This is a genomic window from Streptomyces wuyuanensis (assembly GCF_900103455.1).
Classification (GTDB): domain Bacteria; phylum Actinomycetota; class Actinomycetes; order Streptomycetales; family Streptomycetaceae; genus Streptomyces; species Streptomyces wuyuanensis.
On record NZ_FNHI01000002.1, the window covers coordinates 60,329 to 76,271 of the forward strand.

The 15,943-nt window shown below is 71.1% G+C and carries 17 protein-coding genes and 1 pseudogene; 12 read left to right on the forward strand and 6 right to left on the reverse strand.

The annotated features are described in order from the left end of the window. Positions 1-174 precede the first annotated feature (174 nt). The 5 genes from BLT82_RS03340 (at position 175) to BLT82_RS03360 (ending at position 4,164) form a co-directional block, all read left to right on the forward strand. The gene (locus BLT82_RS03340; RefSeq protein WP_093652290.1) at positions 175-753 is read left to right on the forward strand and encodes an IS607 family transposase; all 579 of its coding nucleotides are present in this window, start codon (positions 175-177) and stop codon (positions 751-753) included. Continuing rightward, positions 746-2,185 (forward strand): hypothetical protein, encoded by a 1,440-nt coding sequence (locus tag BLT82_RS37720; protein WP_244291814.1) that lies wholly within the window; start codon positions 746-748, stop codon positions 2,183-2,185. The genes BLT82_RS03340 and BLT82_RS37720 overlap by 8 nt, the downstream gene beginning before the upstream one ends. 89 nt (positions 2,186-2,274) lie before the next feature. Beyond that, complete coding sequence (locus BLT82_RS03350; protein ID WP_093652291.1) at positions 2,275-2,469, forward strand: hypothetical protein; 195 nt, start codon at positions 2,275-2,277, stop codon at positions 2,467-2,469. A 352-nt stretch (positions 2,470-2,821) separates the two neighbouring features. Then, positions 2,822-3,406, forward strand: a complete 585-nt coding sequence (locus BLT82_RS03355; protein ID WP_093652292.1) for an RNA polymerase sigma factor — start codon at positions 2,822-2,824, stop codon at positions 3,404-3,406. Beyond that, positions 3,403-4,164: a hypothetical protein gene (locus tag BLT82_RS03360; RefSeq protein WP_093652293.1), complete on the forward strand. Its 762-nt coding sequence runs from the start codon at positions 3,403-3,405 to the stop codon at positions 4,162-4,164. The genes BLT82_RS03355 and BLT82_RS03360 overlap by 4 nt, the downstream gene beginning before the upstream one ends. 30 nt (positions 4,165-4,194) lie before the next feature. Here the strand turns inward: BLT82_RS03360 and BLT82_RS03365 are convergent, their stop codons facing one another. Continuing rightward, positions 4,195-4,395: a DUF397 domain-containing protein gene (locus BLT82_RS03365; RefSeq protein WP_093652294.1), complete on the reverse strand. Its 201-nt coding sequence runs from the start codon at positions 4,393-4,395 to the stop codon at positions 4,195-4,197. Next, positions 4,376-5,230, reverse strand: a pseudogene (locus tag BLT82_RS03370) (helix-turn-helix domain-containing protein). The gene BLT82_RS03365 and the pseudogene BLT82_RS03370 overlap by 20 nt, the downstream one beginning before the upstream one ends. Positions 5,231-5,369: 139 nt before the next feature. On the opposite strand from BLT82_RS03370, the gene BLT82_RS03375 reads away from it, so the two are divergent. From BLT82_RS03375 to BLT82_RS03395, 5 genes are all read left to right on the forward strand, one after another. After that, entirely contained in the window at positions 5,370-5,573 is a 204-nt protein-coding gene (locus tag BLT82_RS03375; protein WP_093652295.1) for a hypothetical protein, read from the forward strand. Continuing rightward, entirely contained in the window at positions 5,573-5,986 is a 414-nt protein-coding gene (locus BLT82_RS03380; protein WP_208867678.1) for an ATP-binding protein, read from the forward strand. The genes BLT82_RS03375 and BLT82_RS03380 overlap by 1 nt, the downstream gene beginning before the upstream one ends. Before the next feature lie 186 nt (positions 5,987-6,172). Continuing rightward, positions 6,173-6,607 carry a hypothetical protein gene (locus BLT82_RS03385; RefSeq protein ID WP_093652296.1) on the forward strand — a complete coding sequence of 145 codons (435 nt, stop codon included), beginning with the start codon at positions 6,173-6,175 and terminating at the stop codon, positions 6,605-6,607. 287 nt (positions 6,608-6,894) lie between these two features. Beyond that, entirely contained in the window at positions 6,895-7,590 is a 696-nt protein-coding gene (locus tag BLT82_RS03390) for an RNA polymerase sigma factor (protein WP_093652663.1), read from the forward strand. Next, entirely contained in the window at positions 7,590-8,684 is a 1,095-nt protein-coding gene (locus BLT82_RS03395; protein ID WP_244291815.1) for a hypothetical protein, read from the forward strand. Before BLT82_RS03390 ends, BLT82_RS03395 begins: the two co-directional genes overlap by 1 nt. 250 nt (positions 8,685-8,934) lie before the next feature. On the opposite strand, the gene BLT82_RS03400 is transcribed toward BLT82_RS03395, so the two are convergent. Then, the gene (locus BLT82_RS03400) at positions 8,935-9,759 is read right to left on the reverse strand and encodes a L,D-transpeptidase family protein (RefSeq protein ID WP_093652664.1); all 825 of its coding nucleotides are present in this window, start codon (positions 9,757-9,759) and stop codon (positions 8,935-8,937) included. Positions 9,760-9,971: 212 nt separating this feature from the next. Here BLT82_RS03400 and BLT82_RS03405 point away from each other — a divergent pair, with 212 nt between their 5' ends. Next, the gene (locus tag BLT82_RS03405) at positions 9,972-11,552 is read left to right on the forward strand and encodes an acyl-CoA mutase large subunit family protein (protein WP_093652297.1); all 1,581 of its coding nucleotides are present in this window, start codon (positions 9,972-9,974) and stop codon (positions 11,550-11,552) included. A gap of 63 nt (positions 11,553-11,615) precedes the next feature. Then, a complete protein-coding gene (leuE, locus tag BLT82_RS03410; protein ID WP_093652298.1) occupies positions 11,616-12,275 on the forward strand; it encodes a leucine efflux protein LeuE in 660 nt (219 codons plus the stop codon). A gap of 168 nt (positions 12,276-12,443) precedes the next feature. Here leuE and lepB read toward each other — a convergent pair whose 3' ends face one another. The 3 genes from lepB to BLT82_RS03425 form a co-directional block, all read right to left on the reverse strand. Then, positions 12,444-13,085, reverse strand: a complete 642-nt coding sequence (gene lepB, locus BLT82_RS03415; protein ID WP_093652299.1) for a signal peptidase I — start codon at positions 13,083-13,085, stop codon at positions 12,444-12,446. 427 nt (positions 13,086-13,512) lie between these two features. Further along, positions 13,513-14,886, reverse strand: a complete 1,374-nt coding sequence (locus BLT82_RS03420; protein WP_093652300.1) for an alpha-2,8-polysialyltransferase family protein — start codon at positions 14,884-14,886, stop codon at positions 13,513-13,515. Then, a complete protein-coding gene (locus BLT82_RS03425) occupies positions 14,886-15,881 on the reverse strand; it encodes a glycosyltransferase family 2 protein (RefSeq protein ID WP_093652301.1) in 996 nt (331 codons plus the stop codon). Before BLT82_RS03425 ends, BLT82_RS03420 begins: the two co-directional genes overlap by 1 nt. Positions 15,882-15,943: the final 62 nt, after the last annotated feature.

The following is a 15,943-nucleotide window of genomic DNA, read 5'->3' on the forward strand; positions in this document are numbered from 1 at the left end:
TCCCCGTCCCGCAGGCGCCACAGATGCAGAGCGGTCCCGTCCTTGGAGACGGTGCACCACGCTCCCCGGCCCGCGGAGAGGGGAGAGCCCGAGACGGGGAAGGGGTTGCCAACTGCTGGCCGCGAAAGGTTGTTGAGTGTGCGTAACCGTGAGGGGGTGGTGCGTTATCAGCGTATGAACCTGACGGAGTGGGCGCGGGCGCAGGGGGTGAACCCGCATGCGGGATATCGCTGGTTTCATGAGGGCACCTTGCCGGTACCCGCGCGCCGGGTGGGGCCGCGCACGATCCTGGTGAACATCGAAGCGAACGCCTCAGCCAACGTGATCGGTGGTGTGGGCTTGTACGCCGGCGTCTCCTCGCACGATCAGAAGCCCGACCTGGAGCGTCAGACCGCACGCTTGTCGGTGTGGGCCTCTCAGGCCGGTCACCGGGTCGTGCGGATCGAGTCCGGGATCGCTTCGGGTATGAACGGCTGCCGTTCCAAGGCGAAGCGGCTACTGGCAGACCCGAAGGTGACCACCGTGGTGGTGGAGCACAAGGACATGCTTGGCCGGATGAATGTCGAACTGGTCGAAGCGGCCTTGTCCACATCGGGTCGTCGTCTCGTCGTCCTTGATGACGGCGAAGTGGAAGACGACCTGGTGCGGGACATGGTGGAGGTGCTGACCTCGTTCTGTGCTCGCCTCTACGGGCGACGCTCGGCGAAGAACCGGGCCCGCAAGGCCCTTGAGGCGGCGGCTGCCGATGGCTGAGAAGAAGCTCCGGAAGTTCGAGGACCCTTTCGTCGCCCTGGGCCCGTCCGGGGTGGCGATACGCGACCGCCTCAAGCACCCCACCGACGTGGACGACAAGGTGTTGCGCCTGGTCGGCGAACACCTCGGACGCCTCGCCTCCCTGGACCTCAAAGCCCGGTGTGCTGACGGTCTGGACCACAACAACGACACGTGGGCCGCCCGCAAGCAGGGCCTGACCGCGAAGTCGTCGTCCCGGTGGGCCGGTGCGCTCACCAAGGCCACCCACGACCAGTGGGCGCTGTCCCGGCGCTGCCAGCTCGCCCACATCCAAGGGCTTGAGGCCGGTGTCCGCACCCTCATGCACCGCCTGTCCCAGCCCATCGGCGAGAAGGGAACCAAGCGCGCCCCGGGCGGCTACCGCTCCAAGGGCGAGTGGTTCCGCAAGTCGCGCCGCCTGCATGTGCTGGAGGACCGCCTGGACGTTGCGCGCGTGGAGCGGGAGGCGGGTGTCGTGCACGTCGTGCGCGGCGGCAGGCGTCTGATCAACAACCGTCACAACCTGGACGCCGCGCAGCTCACCGAGCCTGAGTGGCGCCAGCGCTGGGAGGCGGAACGCTGGTTCCTCGCCGCTGACGGCGAGTCCGGCAAGCGGTACGGGAACGAGACGATCCGCGTCACCCCGGACGGCGAGGTCAGCATCAAGCTGCCCACACCGCTCGCGCACCTGGCCAACGCCGAGCACGGCCGGTACGTCCTCACCTCCAAGGTCGCCTTCGCGCACCCGACGCGCAGATCAGACACGCCATCAGTCAACTGCTGCGCTGGGCCGACCGGTGCGGCGTGTCGTCGTCGCCCTGACCGATGGACAGTCCCATGTACGCCGGGTCCGGATGGGGGAAGTGGTAGGAGCCCGCTGTCACAGTCCCCGTCGCTGCGCGGGCCAGTACCGTTCCGTCGGCGGGGCGAGGACCAGCCACTCCTCGGTGGTGCCCTGCCCCGGCTCTGCGTGAGTGCGTATGTGGGCCCACAGGAGTTTGCCGTCGGAGGTGAAGGCCGCCGAGCCGTGGTCGCCATGACCGTGGCCGTGATCGTCGGCGTACTCCTCGAACGAGGCGTGGGCCTCCTCGCAGACGGTGGCGGACCAGCAGCCGTGCGGGATCTCCCAGCGGACGGCGCCGCCCGCGTCCACGGCCCGCAACGCGTGCACACCGGCGAACACGGCGACATCACGCCCGGGCGAGACCGCCACCGAGCCGTACGCGCGAGGCCAGGGGGCGGGGAATCGCACCTCCGCCCCGTCCCCGTCCAGGTCACGGACGGCCAACTCGGCGTCCCCGCGCTGCACCAGCACCTTGCGTCCGGCCCAGTGCAGCACCTGCGGGGCGTCCGCCGACTCGGGGTCCTAGGGGGCGGCGACGGTGGCGACGAGTTGAGCAGTGACGGTCATTGAGGTCTCCGGGGTCGGAAGAGCTCGCGGCACGGCTCGCCCCACGCTACGCCGCTACGCCGACGGCTCGTCGAAGAGAGGGAGGAGCGGCCGTGATCGACGAACGATCCGCCGAGCCTGCGCGCGAGTCCAGACCGCCGTCCCGTCCCCGGCCGGAGGCGGGGCGCGGCTGCGCAGCCGCCTTCGTCTTCACCTTCGCCGATTTCGTGGTGCTGATCGGCTTCGGCGGGACCATCGAGATGGAGTCAGCGTGGGGCGCAACGACGACGGCTCGTACACCTGCGTGAACCGGGGCGACATGCTGCCCTGACGCCCTCGCGTCGACTGAGGGCTTTCCCAATCCCAGCCATTCCTGCGGCCCGGCCTGCCCTGGGCGCGAGCTGGGCCGGTGCGGCGGACGGCGAAGCGCGAGCCCGACAGAGCGAGGGCCGAGCCCGCGCGGGGGCTCCACGTGTGTGGCGGCCGAGTGTCCGACCCGGTGGGTAAGGTGGGCAGCCTGTTCGAGGTGGGGCGGACGACTCCGTTCAGTGGCCGCAGCTGCTGCTGGGCGGCAGCGCCGGCAGGGGTGCCGTGCTCAGGGTTTCCGTGACGGCTTTGTGAGGTCGGCCCGGCGGCCGGACCGCAGATGAAGAGGGAAGTGTGGAGGCGTACGAGGGGGAGCTCGGCGTCGTCGTAGCGCGTGCTCAGGAGGGGGACGAGGACGCGTTCGCCCGGGTGTACCGGTTGGTGCAACCCGGGTTGCTCGGCTACCTCCGGGGGCTCGTCGCCGAGGATGCCGAGGACGTGGCCTCCGACGCCTGGCTGGAGATAGCCCGCGATCTGGGCCGCTTCCGCGGGGACGGCGCGGGCTTCCGGGGCTGGACCGCGACGATCGCCCGTCACCGGGCGCTGGACCATCTGCGCAAGCAGCGCCGGCGGCCGCAGACATCGCTGCTCGAGCAGGACGTACTCGAACTTCCGGACGGGCGGGACACGGCCGTCGCCGCCCTGGAGACCGTCTCCACCGAGCAGGCGCTGGAGATGATCGGGAGCCTGCCGCGGGACCAGGCCGAGGCCGTGCTGCTGCGGGTCGTCGTCGGGCTGGACGGCCCCGCGGCGGCCCGGGTGCTGGGCAAGCGCCCCGGCGCTGTACGGTCGGCGGCGCACCGCGGGCTGAGGAGACTGGCCGAGCGACTGGCCCCCACACGAACGCGACCGCGTGCCCTGAAGGACGAGACGAAATGACACCGGAACGGGACGAACGGGAAGAGCCCCGCACTCCAGAGCTGAACGCGCTGCTCGAAGCGGCACGTCGTCCCGGTGTGTCCGATCCGTCCGCGCAGGAGCAGGCGCTCGCCGCGTTCCGTACGGCGCGCGACGCGGGGCTGCACGCCGCGCCCGTGCCGTGGTGGCGCAGGCGGGCCCGCGACGACTGGCGGCCGGAGGCCGAACGGCGCCGTGGCCGACTGCTGGTCAGAGGTCTGATCGCGGGCCTCGTCATGGGGGCGCTGGGCGGGGTGGCCGTCGCCGCGGGCAACGGTGCGCTCCCGATTCCCGTACCGTTCGGCGGGAGTGAGAAGCCCGGCCGGGACGAGCCGCAGCCCGTGCAGACCCGGTCCACGGAAAGGGCGCGGACGGAGTCCGGGACACCGGAAGCCTCGATCACGCCCTCCCCGACGCCCGGAAGCGGGGCGACCGGGCTCGCGAAGAACAGGCCCAGCGGCATGCCACCCGCGGCCGAGGACGCGCTGTGCCGCGTCTATCTGGATGCGCTGGACGGCAAGGGCGAACCGCCGCGAGGTGAAGCGAAGGCTCGTCTGGAGGCGCAGGCCGGTGGTCCGGAGGCCGTACGCGCCTGGTGCGAGGAGAAGTCGGCCGCCGCCGGGCAGCCTCGGCCCGACGGCCCGAAGGACGGTCCCGGGGCCGGTCCTGTGGTCAGCCCGGAGGCTGGGAAGCCGCCCAAGGAGCGTGAGCCGGGGAAGCCGACCGACCGCCCGAGGTGACTCGGGCGGTACGGGGAACCTGCCCCGCGGTTACGCCTTGACGGCGGTGACGAACGCCGCCCAGGCGCCGGCAGGGACCACGATTACGGGTCCGTGGCGGCGCTTGGAGTCGCGGACGGGGACGGCACCGGGGAGTCCGTCGGCGACCTCGACGCAGTCGCCGCCGCTGCCGTTGCTGTAGCTGCTCTTGCGCCAGACGGCGGCGCTCAAGTCAATCTGGGTGCTTGCCATCTCGGTAAACCTCAGCCGCTTCCTCGATCAGGGCGAGGGACGCCTCGGGTGGCAGTGCGGCGGCCCTGAGCAGATCGTACGACCTGCGGTAGTCCTTCACGAGGGCCGGATCGTCGATGGTGTCACCACTGTGCAGAGCCTCGGTGTAGACCAGGGGCGGCGCGTCAGGGAAGGTCATGATCTTCGCGGTGCCGAGCATGAAGGGATGCGGCCCGCAGTTCCCGGGAAGGACCTGTGGAACGATCCGATGCCGGTGCGCCAACGCCGTGATGCGGTACAGCTGTTCGGCCATCTGCTCGGGAGGGAGGATCGGTCCGCGAAGCAGCGACTCCGGCAGGATCGCCCAGTACGTCGGGGTGTTGTGGTCGTTCTCGAACAGACGGGCCCGCGGCATGCGGGCGCTCACCCTCTCCTCCACGTCCTCATCGGGCGCCAGTGGGTGCGTCGCCCGCACTACAGCCCGCGCGTACTCCTCCGTCTGCAGCAGGCCCGGAATGAGCGTCGGGCTCCACTCCTCGATCGTCTCCGCGTGCTTCTCCGCCTCCAGTACCCGCTCAAAGTACTTTGCGTGCCCTCGCCGTCAGGCTCTCTGTACGTCTTCACAGCGGCGCTTGAAGAACCCGTCCGTCTTGAGCATTCGGTCGACGTGCTCCGCCAGCTCCGCCGGCATGCGCCGCTCGCCACGTTCGATCTCGCTGAGGTGGCTGACGCCGTAGAAGCTGCCCTCCACCAGTTGCTGAAGCGTCAGCTCGGCCCGCTCCCGCTGCCAGCGCAGCTCCTTGCCGTAGAACGTAGGTACCCCTGCCGAGCCGTCGATGTCCTTGCGTCGTCCCATGGTCCCCGCCTGGTGCCGTTACCAACCGCGCGCCGGATTCACGCCGTTCACGTGCGGGAATCCGAACCCCTTTCACGGTAGGGCCCGTCACGCCACTGTGTGAGTGATTCGTCACAGAGCGCACAGGAAGGTGTGTCCCATGCACGACACGACGGACGCGGACGACTGCGTCGAGCAGCTCCGCTCCGCCCTCGCCGCCCACGGCATCACGCTGCCGTCCCTCGGTGTCGACCTGCCGACCTTCGCGGCCCGCTGCCCCACCCGGCCGCTGATCGCGCTCGGCAACTGCAATGTGACCACCGCCCGCGCCCTGGTGGCCGCCCTGCGCAAGGGGGCCGTCTGATGCTGCCGCTGACCCTGGAGCTCCTCGCCACCGCGAAGGCCGTGCCCGACGTGCGCCGCGCCGTGTGCGAGCACCTCGGCGACGCCTTCCGCCCGGACCTTGAGCTGTGTGTCAGCGAACTGCTGACGAACGTGATCCGTCACCTCGGCGAAGGGGTGCCGGTGACCGTTCGTGTCCTCCATGGGCAAGGCCGCACGCGCGTGGAGATCACTGACCCCGACCCCCGGGCCCTGCCCGTCCTGCGTGTCGCCGCCGGGGACGACGAGGGCGGACGAGGGCTCGCGCTGCTCGACGCAGTGACCCTGCGGTGGGGAGTCGACCAGGGGCCCGGCACCAAGACGGTCTGGTGCGAACTGCCGCAGGGGCCACCTGGCCGCTCTCCGTCGCAGACTGATTCATCCCTTGTGCAATGAATGTACGTCGCCTGGATCATCGCGATCGGCTGGCCCGTCGGCCGCCCGGCCGCCGTCGCTCCCGCGAGATCGTCACCAGACGCCTGAGTTCCGTACATGGTTGTACGGGCGACGGAAGTTGCCGGTGTGACAACCGATACGCCCATCTCTCGTGATGGCCATGACAATGGCGTCGCTTGATCAAGCATGGACAACCGTTTCGGCACACTGCCCGGCGCACAGGACATGCGCGCCTACGTCACCCGCTTCGTCGCGCACCTGACCGAGCGGAACAGACTTCCGCTCGACTACTCCGTGGCCAGCCTGCGGATCGTCGACTTCGTCGTGGACGGACTACGGCAGAACCGTCCCGAACGGGCCCGGGTCGAGGAAGTCCTGCGGGGTCTCGGCGCGTACACCGGCGAGGTCATCGTGCGCCGGGCAGGTGGGCAGTGGATCGACTTCGACGCAGGGCAGCGGGAGTTCTTCGGGCAGCCGACGGGCATCCGGATGCCCGACGGCCGGGCGTGGAACCCGCTGGGCAAGGTGGTCAACCGCTTCGAGGTGGGTGGCCCGGAGGAGTCCGTGCAGCGGCTCTACCTGCTGCTGCACGGCCGCAGCAGCCGAAAGGTGGCGTGCTGAGCAGGCCCGGGGCCGACCGGATTCGTCATCCGGGGGAGGGGCGAAAGGACGACCGGGGCCGCCACCCCCCACAGGAGAGGCCCCGGTCGCCGTCCGCCAGGGCCGCGCGGCGGCCCCGTACTTCTCTCAGCGCCGCAGGTGCGTTTTCTGTCACACCGCGCCCCTGCCGCAGAATGTTGCAGGTTGTACAAGACATGGACGCGGCCCCCGCGGAGGACGTAGCGTGGCGCTGCGCGCTGGGCTGTGCGGCGGTGGTGACCAGCCGCGATGACGAACGGGTAGTGGGAGTGCTGGGGGACGACGCGGAGCTGACCGCCGCGGTGAGCGCGGCGCAGGACGGAGACGAGGACGCCTTCCGGACTGTGTACCGCGCCGTTCACCCGCGGCTGCTCGGATACATAAGGACGCTGGTCGGCGAGCCGGAGGCCGAGGATGTGGCGTCCGAGGCCTGGCTGCAGATCGCCCGGGACCTCGACCGGTTCAGCGGTGACGCCGACCGTTTCCGCGGCTGGGCCGCGCGCATCGCCCGCAACCGCGCTCTCGACCACATACGGATGCGCGGCAGGCGCCCGGCGGTCGGCGGGGACGAGACCGAACTGACAGGGAAACCCGCGGAGTCCGACACCGCCGGCGAGGCCATGGAAGCCCTGTCGACCGGCCGGACCATGGAACTGATCGCCCAGCTCCCCCAGGACCAGGCCGAAGCGGTCGTGCTGCGCGTGGTGGTCGGCCTCGACGCGAAGAGCGCGGCGAAGACCCTGGGCAAGCGGCCCGGAGCGGTGCGCACCGCCGCCCACCGGGGGCTGAAGCGGCTCGCGGAGCTGATGGGGGCCGAGCACGGAGCAGAGCACGGAGGGGCGTCCGAGACTCCTGGGCGCGGGACGGGACTCGGCGCGGTACCGTCTCCGCGCAACGTTCGCCCCGGCGCGTCCCGCTCCGCCGGTGTGACGCATTCGCGTCTGCGGACGCAGAAGGACATGTGATGGCCGACGAGCGTTACGAATGGCTCGATCAGGACGCGGCGGAGCGGTTGCTTCGCGGTGAACCGGTCGAGCCCGTCGGCATTGACGCGCGTCACCAGGCCCTTCGGCTGGCTGAGCTGCTCGACGGCGCGCGGGCCCAGGGCCCGGTGGCCGAGCCGCTGAGAGGTGAGGACGCCGCGCTCGCCGCGTTCCGCAAGGCGCGTGACGGCGGCGCCGCGGAGCTGCTTCCGACGGTGCGCCTGACGCCGGAGACCCGGCAGGTCTCCTGGGGCCGGTCGGTGCGCTGGGGACTGGCGGCCTCGCTGGCCGGACTCGCGGTGGGCGGCGTGGCCGTCGCCGCCGGGGTCGGCGTGCTGCCGACGCCGTTCGGCGGCCCTCAGCCGGCGCCCGCCTCCTCCGTCTCGGGTGCCGTCACCCCCGGGCCGGTCACCTCCGAGCCCTCGACCGACGGACTCCGCAGTCCCGACCGGCCGTCGCCCGCGGACGCTCCCCCCTCGCCGAGCGCCCCCGCGGCCTCGGGCGGCACCGACACTCCGGGCGGACCAGGGGACGGGCCGAGCTCCGGTCCGGGGCGGGTCGAGTCCACCGCGCCGCACGACGGCCGCACGGACGGGGACACCTACGGCAGGGACTGGTACCGCAAGACCGTCGACGCCTGCCGCGACTACCGCAACGGCACGCTCGACGAGGAGCGCAAGCGCAAGCTGGAGGCCGCGGCGCAGGGCGCGGACCGCGTGAAGCGTTTCTGCGACCGGATGCTGGCCGCCGACGGCGAGGGCGACAGCGGTGGTGACGGCGGCGACAAGGGGGGCGACGGCGGCCCGGGCGGCGGAGGTGACGACGGCGACGACGGCGGTGACGGCTCCGGTTCGGGTGGCTTCCCCCGTTCCCCGTTCCTGCCGCCCACCTCCGTGCGGCCCGGTCCCGCGCAGCAGCCGTTCGTGCCCCCGACGGACATGCGGCCGGCGTTCCGGCCCGCCGTTTCCGGGGCGTCCGTCCCCGGTTCGTCCCTCCCCACGGCCTCCGCCGGCCTGCCCGTCGGCGGCGGGCAGGCGGAGGACGGTGTCCGCACCCTCTCGATCGCATCCCTCTGACCTGCGGTTTTCCTTTCTCAGGAAAATTTTCCGGCCAGGTGTGACGTTTTTTGGCTGGCCGGCGCAGTACTAAGTGAGCCGACTGGTCATCGGCGATGCCTGAGCCGGGGTTCCCCCCGTACCCACGGCTCAGAGCACACAGGCGCGGGCGGGACACGTTCCCCCGGTCCCGCCCGCGCCTCCTCACTTCTCCCGCTCGGTCCGCTTCCCGCGGAGCGCCGTGCCGGCCGCCCGCGCGGCCCGCACCGCCTCACCAGTGGACGACGACCTTGTCGCCGACCTTCACCTGGGCGAAGACCGACGCGATCTTCTTCTTGTCCCGGACGTTGACGCAGCCGTGCGAGGCTCCGTTGTAGCCGCGGGCGGCGAAGTCCGAGGAGTAGTGCACCGCCTGACCGCCGCTGAAGAACATCGCGTACGGCATGGGGGTGTGGTAGAGCGTCGACTCCCACTCCTTGGCCTTCCAGCCCACGTTGAACGTCCCTTCGCGGGTGGGTGTGTTCTCCGATCCGAAGCGCACGTCCATCGCCGCCACGACCGTGCCGTCGATCATCCAGGCGAGCGTCCTGCTCTCCTTGCTGATGCAGAGCACGCGCCCCTTCATGCACCGCGGATCGGGCGTGTCGAGGGTGTTGGTCGTCGCGGGCCGGAGCTCGTCGGCCGTGGGCGGGCGGGTCAGCCCGAGCAGCCGCTGCCAGGTGGTCTCGTCGACCGAACCGGTCGCGGCGAGTCCCCCCTTCCGCTGGAAGCCGCTGACCGCCTTCGCCGTCATCGAGCCGTAGAACGCCGTGGGGCTGCGGTGGAAGTGACCGATCTGGCGCAGCCGCGCCTGCAGTTCGCGAACCTGCTCGGTCTCGGTGCCCTCCGCCATCAGCACCCTGGGCTCCGCCGTCTGCCCGCCCGGCGTTCCCGGGGACGGGGCGGGGGGCTTCGCGTCGTCGGCCGCGGGAGTGGCGGTGGCGGGCGCCGACGGGGCCTTCGACGGGGCGCTCGGGGCGGCCGGCGGCTTGGCGCTGTGCCCGCCCGTTCCCTGGCTCGTGCACCCTGCGGCCAGGGCCACCGCCACGAGGGACATGAGCGATCTGTGCAGAACGGACGTACGGTGCATAGGTGCCCCCCTGAGGTCGTGTGTGTGTAGGGATGCTCGGCGGCCGTGCTTGGTTGCGGTCGAAGGAGCATGCTGTGAGCAAGGTCCCAGTCACGGGCACGCCGTTGCCCGGAGACCCGCCGATACAGTCCGTCGCGAGAGTTGCGTACTGGCGAGTAGCTTTACCGGGAGGCACACCAATGGCGCGCGAGTCCGAGTCGGGTCTGCCCATCGAACCGGTCTACGGGCCGGACGACCTCGAAGGGTGGGACCCCGGGGAGAAGCTGGGCGAGCCCGGCTCGTACCCCTTCACGCGCGGTGTCTACCCGTCGATGTACACGGGCCGCCCGTGGACCATGCGCCAGTACGCGGGCTTCGGCACGGCCGTCGAGTCCAACGCCCGGTACAAGCAGCTCATCGCCAACGGCACGACCGGCCTGTCGGTGGCCTTCGACCTGCCCACGCAGATGGGACACGACTCCGACGCGCCGATCGCGCACGGCGAGGTCGGCAAGGTGGGCGTGGCCGTCGACTCGATCGACGACATGCGGGTGCTGCTGGACGGCATCCCCCTGGACCGGGTCTCCACGTCGATGACGATCAACGCGCCCGCCGCGCTGCTGCTGCTTCTCTACCAACTCGTCGGCGAGGAACAGGGCGTGCCGGCGGACCGGCTGACCGGGACCATCCAGAACGACGTGCTCAAGGAGTACATCGCCCGGGGCACCTACATCTTCCCGCCCAAGCCCTCGCTGCGGCTGATCGCCGACATCTTCAAGTACTGCCGGGCCGAGATCCCGAAGTGGAACACGATCTCGATCTCCGGCTACCACATGGCCGAGGCCGGGGCGTCCCCCGCGCAGGAGATCGCCTTCACCCTCGCGAACGGCATCGAGTACGTCAGGACGGCCGTCGCGGCGGGCATGGACGTGGACGACTTCGCGCCGCGGCTGTCGTTCTTCTTCGTCGCGCGGACGACGATCCTGGAGGAGGTCGCGAAGTTCCGCGCCGCGCGCCGCATCTGGGCCCGGGTGATGCGCGACGAGTTCGGCGCGAAGAACCCGAAGTCGCTCATGCTGCGCTTCCACACCCAGACCGCCGGCGTGCAGCTCACCGCCCAGCAGCCCGAGGTGAATCTGGTGCGCGTCGCCGTGCAGGGGCTCGCGGCCGTCCTCGGCGGCACCCAGTCGCTGCACACCAACTCCTTCGACGAGGCGATCGCGCTGCCGACCGACAAGTCGGCCCGGCTGGCGCTGCGCACCCAGCAGGTCCTCGCGTACGAGACCGACGTCACCGCCACCGTCGACCCGTTCGCCGGGTCCTACGTGGTCGAGAGCATGACGGACGACGTGGAGGCCGCGGCGCTGGAGCTGATGCGGAAGGTGGAGGACCTCGGCGGCGCGGTGAGCGCCATCGAACGCGGCTTCCAGAAGAGTGAGATCGAGCGCAGCGCCTACCGCATCGCGCAGGAGACGGACGGCGGCGAACGGGTCGTCGTCGGCGTCAACCGCTTCACCCTCGACGAGGAGGAGCCGTACGAGCCGCTGCGCGTCGACCCCGCGATCGAGGCCCAGCAGGCCGATCGGCTGGCGAAGCTGCGGGCCGGACGCGACCGGGTGGCCGTGGACGCGGCCCTCGACGAGCTGCGCCGGGCGGCGGCCGGCACGGACAACGTCCTCTATCCGATGAAGGAGGCGCTGCGGGCGCGGGCCACGGTCGGCGAGGTCTGCGACGCCCTCCGCGAGGTGTGGGGCACCTACGTCCCCAGTGACGTGTTCTGACCGCCCTTCCGCCATCCGGAACGCGGAGGCGGGCTGTCGTACCCGTGTGCGACACTCCGCCTCATGCTGGGTGTCACCGATCTGCCGACGTATCTCGCGGGACTTGTCCTGATCATCCTCCTCCCGGGGCCCAACTCCCTCTACGTGCTATCGGTCGCCGCGCGCCGAGGGGTGCGCACGGGGTACAAGGCCGCCGCGGGTGTGTGGTGCGGGGACACGGTGCTGATGGTGCTGTCCGCGGCGGGTGTGGCCTCGCTGCTCCAGGCGAACGCCGTGCTGTTCTCGGTGGTGAAGTTCGCCGGTGCGGGCTATCTGACGTGGCTCGCCGTCGGCATGCTCCGCGCGGCCTGGTCGATGTGGCGGTCGCGGCGGGATCTGACGGAGCCCCGGGACGGTCAGCCGGCGGACGGGTCCGCGCCGGGTGAGCGGCCGTTCCGCAGGGCCTTGGTGATCAGCCTGGTCAACCCGAAGGCGATCCTGTTCTTCATCGCCTTCTTCGTACAGTTCGTCGACCCCGCGTACGCCTATCCCGCGGTGTCCTTCACCGTCCTCGGCGGTCTCGCCCAGCTGGCGAGCTTCCTCTACCTCACCCTGCTGATCTTCACCGGCACCCATCTGGCGGACGCCTTCCGGCGCCGCAGGCGGCTGTCGGCCGGCGCCACCTCCGCGGCGGGCGCGCTGTTCCTCGGCTTCGCGGTGAAGCTGTCGCTCAGCAGCGCATGACCTTCCCGAGCCGGTCGCGAGCCCGGCCGGGTCCTCACCGGCCCAGCCGATGTAGCCCTCGGGACGCACGAGGTACAGGCCCTCGCCGTAGGACGCGTGCACCTCGGCCGGGCCGTCAGCTGCATCCGGCCCCCGTGTGGAGCGGGAAGAAGCCGGATGACACGTGTTTCATCGTGTACGTCTCCCACGGCCCGTCCGCCGCTTGACCCAGGAGACCGTTCCTGCCGTGAGCCCGCCGGCGGCGACGAGAAGCCCGAGCAGAGCTGTCAATGCCGGCACGAGCAGTCCGGCGCGGCTGTCGGGTACCCGCGCCTGGACCGCGGTGGCCGCGACGCTGCCCGCCTGCTCGGTGAGGAAGAAGCGGGAGTCGTTGGCGTTCGCACGGTGATCGCCGAGCAGGAAGAGCCGCCCCTCAGGCACCACCACGTCGTACTCCTGGGCCATGCCGGACGGATCGCCGTCCTTCACGTACGGTTCGGCGAGCGGCTTCCCGTTCACCGTCACCGGCCCGCCGGGGCTCTGCCTGATGCGGTCGCCGCCCATGCCGATCACGCGCTGCAGTACGGCCATGCCCATGTAACGGTTCCCCGTCCGGTAGAGCACGACGTCACCTCGCTCTATCGCACCCGCGTCGACTCTCTCGAGGAGGACGAGTTCACCGGGGGAATAGGTCGGATCCATGGCGCTGCCGTTGACGGTGGCCGACGTGTGACTGGTGCCGATCACCAGGATCGCCCCCGCAGCCAGAGCCAGCCCGGCAGGGACCAGCACCCGTACGGCAAGCCGCACTCCGCGTCCATCGCGTCCCATGTCACGCCACCCGGCCCATCGGACGGAAGGCCGGTCGTCTGTGGCGGATCCGGGTCAGCCGGAACCGTCGCGTGGTGTCGACGCAGAGAACATGCATGAACTGCAATTTCTCCCTTGTTGAACGGGCGGTCGAGGTACGGGCTGATCCGCCCGGCGCCCGGGTCGGCGTCCCGCCTGCCGGTACGGAGCCGTGCGCAGCGGCAACGAGGTTCTAGACGCTCCACGATCACCAAGTCAATTGAACCGACAAACGAGCGATTTCAGACGTGACGCCGATTTGCCGATGCGTGATGGCCGTGATCTCCGGGCGCCGGCCGGGTGCACGCGAGTCTCGCGCGGTGGGGAGAGGCATCGCGCTCGCCCCGCACCGGGGCGGGCCAAGCGGGGCTTCCCCGGCGCGCCCCGGCCTCGGGTGGGGCGACCCTCGTCAGCCGAGCGCGGCGCGCTTGAGGCGGAGGACCCTGCGGGCCATGCGGCGGACCGCGGCGTGGCGGGGGACCGGGAGGCTGCCGGGGAGGCCGAGGACGGTCAGGCGGCGGCGCTTGAAGTAGCGTGCGGTACCCGCGGTGAGACGGGCCGTCAGGTAGGCCTCCGCCGCCACGCGCAGATCCGCGCGGACCTGCGGCTGCATCGCGAAGCCGACCGCCCGGACCAGCCCCGACACCTCCTCGTCCACGGGGCGCGGGGCACCGGGGTGCCCGGTCTCCAGATCGGGGAGCAGCGTGTCGACCAGCGTCACCGGCACGCGGTTGCTGTTCTGGTACGGCTTCAGCCGGTCGAGCAGCGGCTCGGTCCCGGCCCGCGCGACCGGGATGCCGTAGAACGTGCTCGCGGTCAGCAGCGCCGTCGAGAAGCAACCGACCACCAGCGCCGGCCTCAGCCGCCGGTACAGCACCTCCGCCAGCACCGGCCGGTCCAGTACGGTCAGTTCGGCACCCAGGCCCTCCGCCTCGCGTTCCAGGGCCCGCGACCACGCCGCCGGCGCCATCGGATGCGGCTTGAAGACGAGCCGGCGGTGGCCGTGGGCGACCGCCCCCCGCACCATCCGCACGTGCAGGTCCTCCTCCTCCTCGGCGGTGAGGATGCCCAGGGCCGCCAGGTACTGCCCCAGCAGCAGCGCGGGCCCCTCGCCCTCGTCCGCCGCGACCCCCGCTTCCTCTGCTTCCCCCGCGTCCGCGGAGAGTTCGGCGACCACCTTGGTGAACGCCTCGGTCGGCACCGTCTCCGGGCGGGCGCCGAACTCCTCCAGCAGCAGCGGTGTCAGCCCCGGCACCAGATCGAGGTGCAGCAGCCTGCGCACCCGCTCGCCCACCAGCGGATCGATCCTGTTGCGGGTCGGCCCGTAGCTCATCAGCCCGTCCGCGTACACGTCGAGCCGGGCGTCGGGGAACAACTGGGCCACCGCGAGCGCGGGGTTGACCTGGATGGACTCCAGAGCAAGCTCGATCCGGTCGTCCCCGAGGTCCCACAGCATCCGCAGGTGGCGCTCCCACATCGGGACGTCGTCCGGGCGCGGCGACCAGCCGCCCGGATGGAAGGGCGAGATCGCCTCGTTCCACGACAGCACGCCGTCGAAGCGGCCGCGCAACCGCTCGAAGCCCGGCATCCGGTCGACCGGGGGCGCCGTCTCGGGGGTCGTCGCGTTGTTGCTCACCAGCAGCAGCCGCCGGTCGGCCGGTGCGAAGCAGCCGCTGTCGAGCGCCGCCGCCAGCGTCGCCGCGCCGTACAGGGTGGAGGCGAAGAAGATCTGCGTGCTCCGCGCGGTGCCGGCGCCCGGGCCGGTGCTCGTCGTCGTACGCATCAGGCCGCTCCCGCCGTGCCGGAGACCGCGGGTGCGCCCGGCGCCCGGCGGCGCAGCCTGCGCAGCCGGGAAGAGCGTTCGCCGTCCATGCCGTCGAGTGCGTCCTGGAGAATGTCCTGCGGCATACGGCGCAGGGCGTCCGCGCTCATGGAACGCAATTTCCTGGCCACAGCCGGTTCGAACCTCTCTATCGATCCCAGGTGATGGGAAATGACGGCACAGTAGGTTCTTACGGCTTTCGGCATCAGCCGCTCGGATTCAGGATCGTTTGCGGTTTCTTCGAGCACCTGGTCGAAAGCCCTGATGAAATCGAGCTGCCGTACGTCTCCGATCTGCGTCAGTGACGAGGCGACCCCCCGGCGGTAGAAGATCCCGAGCAGACCGACCGCGGCGAAGGACTCCGCACCGCGGTGCAGCCGCCAGATCCAGGGCCGGTCCTCGGCGGTGCGCAGCCCGTCCGTGAAGTGCAGCAGCCCCCGGTCCAGCAACTCCCGCCGGTAGATCCCGGCCCAGGCCATGGGGTAGTCGACGGAGGTGGACCGGTCGGTGGGCAGGATCGCGTCCCGCGGCCGGAGCACCTCGTTCCGGCGGCCGACGGGGACCCGGAAGACCTTGCGCTCGCGGGCCGTGCACTGCACGTGGTCGGTGCGGACGAAGTCGACGCCGAGGCCCTCGGCGGCCGCGAGCAGCCGCTCGTAGTAGCCCGGCGCCAGCCAGTCGTCGCCGTCAAGGAAGGTGATGTACTCGCCCCGGGCGGCGTCCAGGCCGGTGTTGCGGGCCGTGGCGAGCCCGCCGTTCCGTGCGCGTCCGATCAGGACCGCTCCCGGCACCTCGCGTTCGGCACGCTCCAGGATCTCCGGGGTCCCGTCCGTCGAGCAGTCGTCGACGAGCAGGAACTCGAAGTCCTCGCGGGCGTTCGACCGGAGGCTTCCGAGGGTGTCGGGCGCGTAGGCCCGGACGTTGTAGAAGGGCACGATGACCGAGAGCTTGACCACGCGCCGGACATTAGGCGCGGGCCCCGGCATTCGCTCTGTCGGCGGGAGGGACGGCGGGTGAA

Bases quoted from the DNA above. Each gene is read 5' to 3' on its own strand.
- BLT82_RS03340 (WP_093652290.1), top strand. From the start codon at position 175: ATGAACCTGACGGAGTGGGCGCGGGCGCAGGGGGTGAACCCGCATGCG.
- BLT82_RS37720 (WP_244291814.1), top strand. From the start codon at position 746: ATGGCTGAGAAGAAGCTCCGGAAGTTCGAGGACCCTTTCGTCGCCCTG.
- BLT82_RS03360 (WP_093652293.1), top strand. From the start codon at position 3,403: ATGACACCGGAACGGGACGAACGGGAAGAGCCCCGCACTCCAGAGCTG.
- BLT82_RS03365 (WP_093652294.1), bottom strand. From the start codon at position 4,395: ATGGCAAGCACCCAGATTGACTTGAGCGCCGCCGTCTGGCGCAAGAGC.
- BLT82_RS03375 (WP_093652295.1), top strand. From the start codon at position 5,370: ATGCACGACACGACGGACGCGGACGACTGCGTCGAGCAGCTCCGCTCC.
- BLT82_RS03380 (WP_208867678.1), top strand. From the start codon at position 5,573: ATGCTGCCGCTGACCCTGGAGCTCCTCGCCACCGCGAAGGCCGTGCCC.
- BLT82_RS03385 (WP_093652296.1), top strand. From the start codon at position 6,173: ATGGACAACCGTTTCGGCACACTGCCCGGCGCACAGGACATGCGCGCC.
- BLT82_RS03395 (WP_244291815.1), top strand. From the start codon at position 7,590: ATGGCCGACGAGCGTTACGAATGGCTCGATCAGGACGCGGCGGAGCGG.
- BLT82_RS03400 (WP_093652664.1), bottom strand. From the start codon at position 9,759: ATGTCCCTCGTGGCGGTGGCCCTGGCCGCAGGGTGCACGAGCCAGGGA.
- BLT82_RS03405 (WP_093652297.1), top strand. From the start codon at position 9,972: ATGGCGCGCGAGTCCGAGTCGGGTCTGCCCATCGAACCGGTCTACGGG.
- leuE (WP_093652298.1), top strand. From the start codon at position 11,616: ATGCTGGGTGTCACCGATCTGCCGACGTATCTCGCGGGACTTGTCCTG.
- lepB (WP_093652299.1), bottom strand. From the start codon at position 13,085: ATGGGACGCGATGGACGCGGAGTGCGGCTTGCCGTACGGGTGCTGGTC.
- BLT82_RS03420 (WP_093652300.1), bottom strand. From the start codon at position 14,886: ATGCGTACGACGACGAGCACCGGCCCGGGCGCCGGCACCGCGCGGAGC.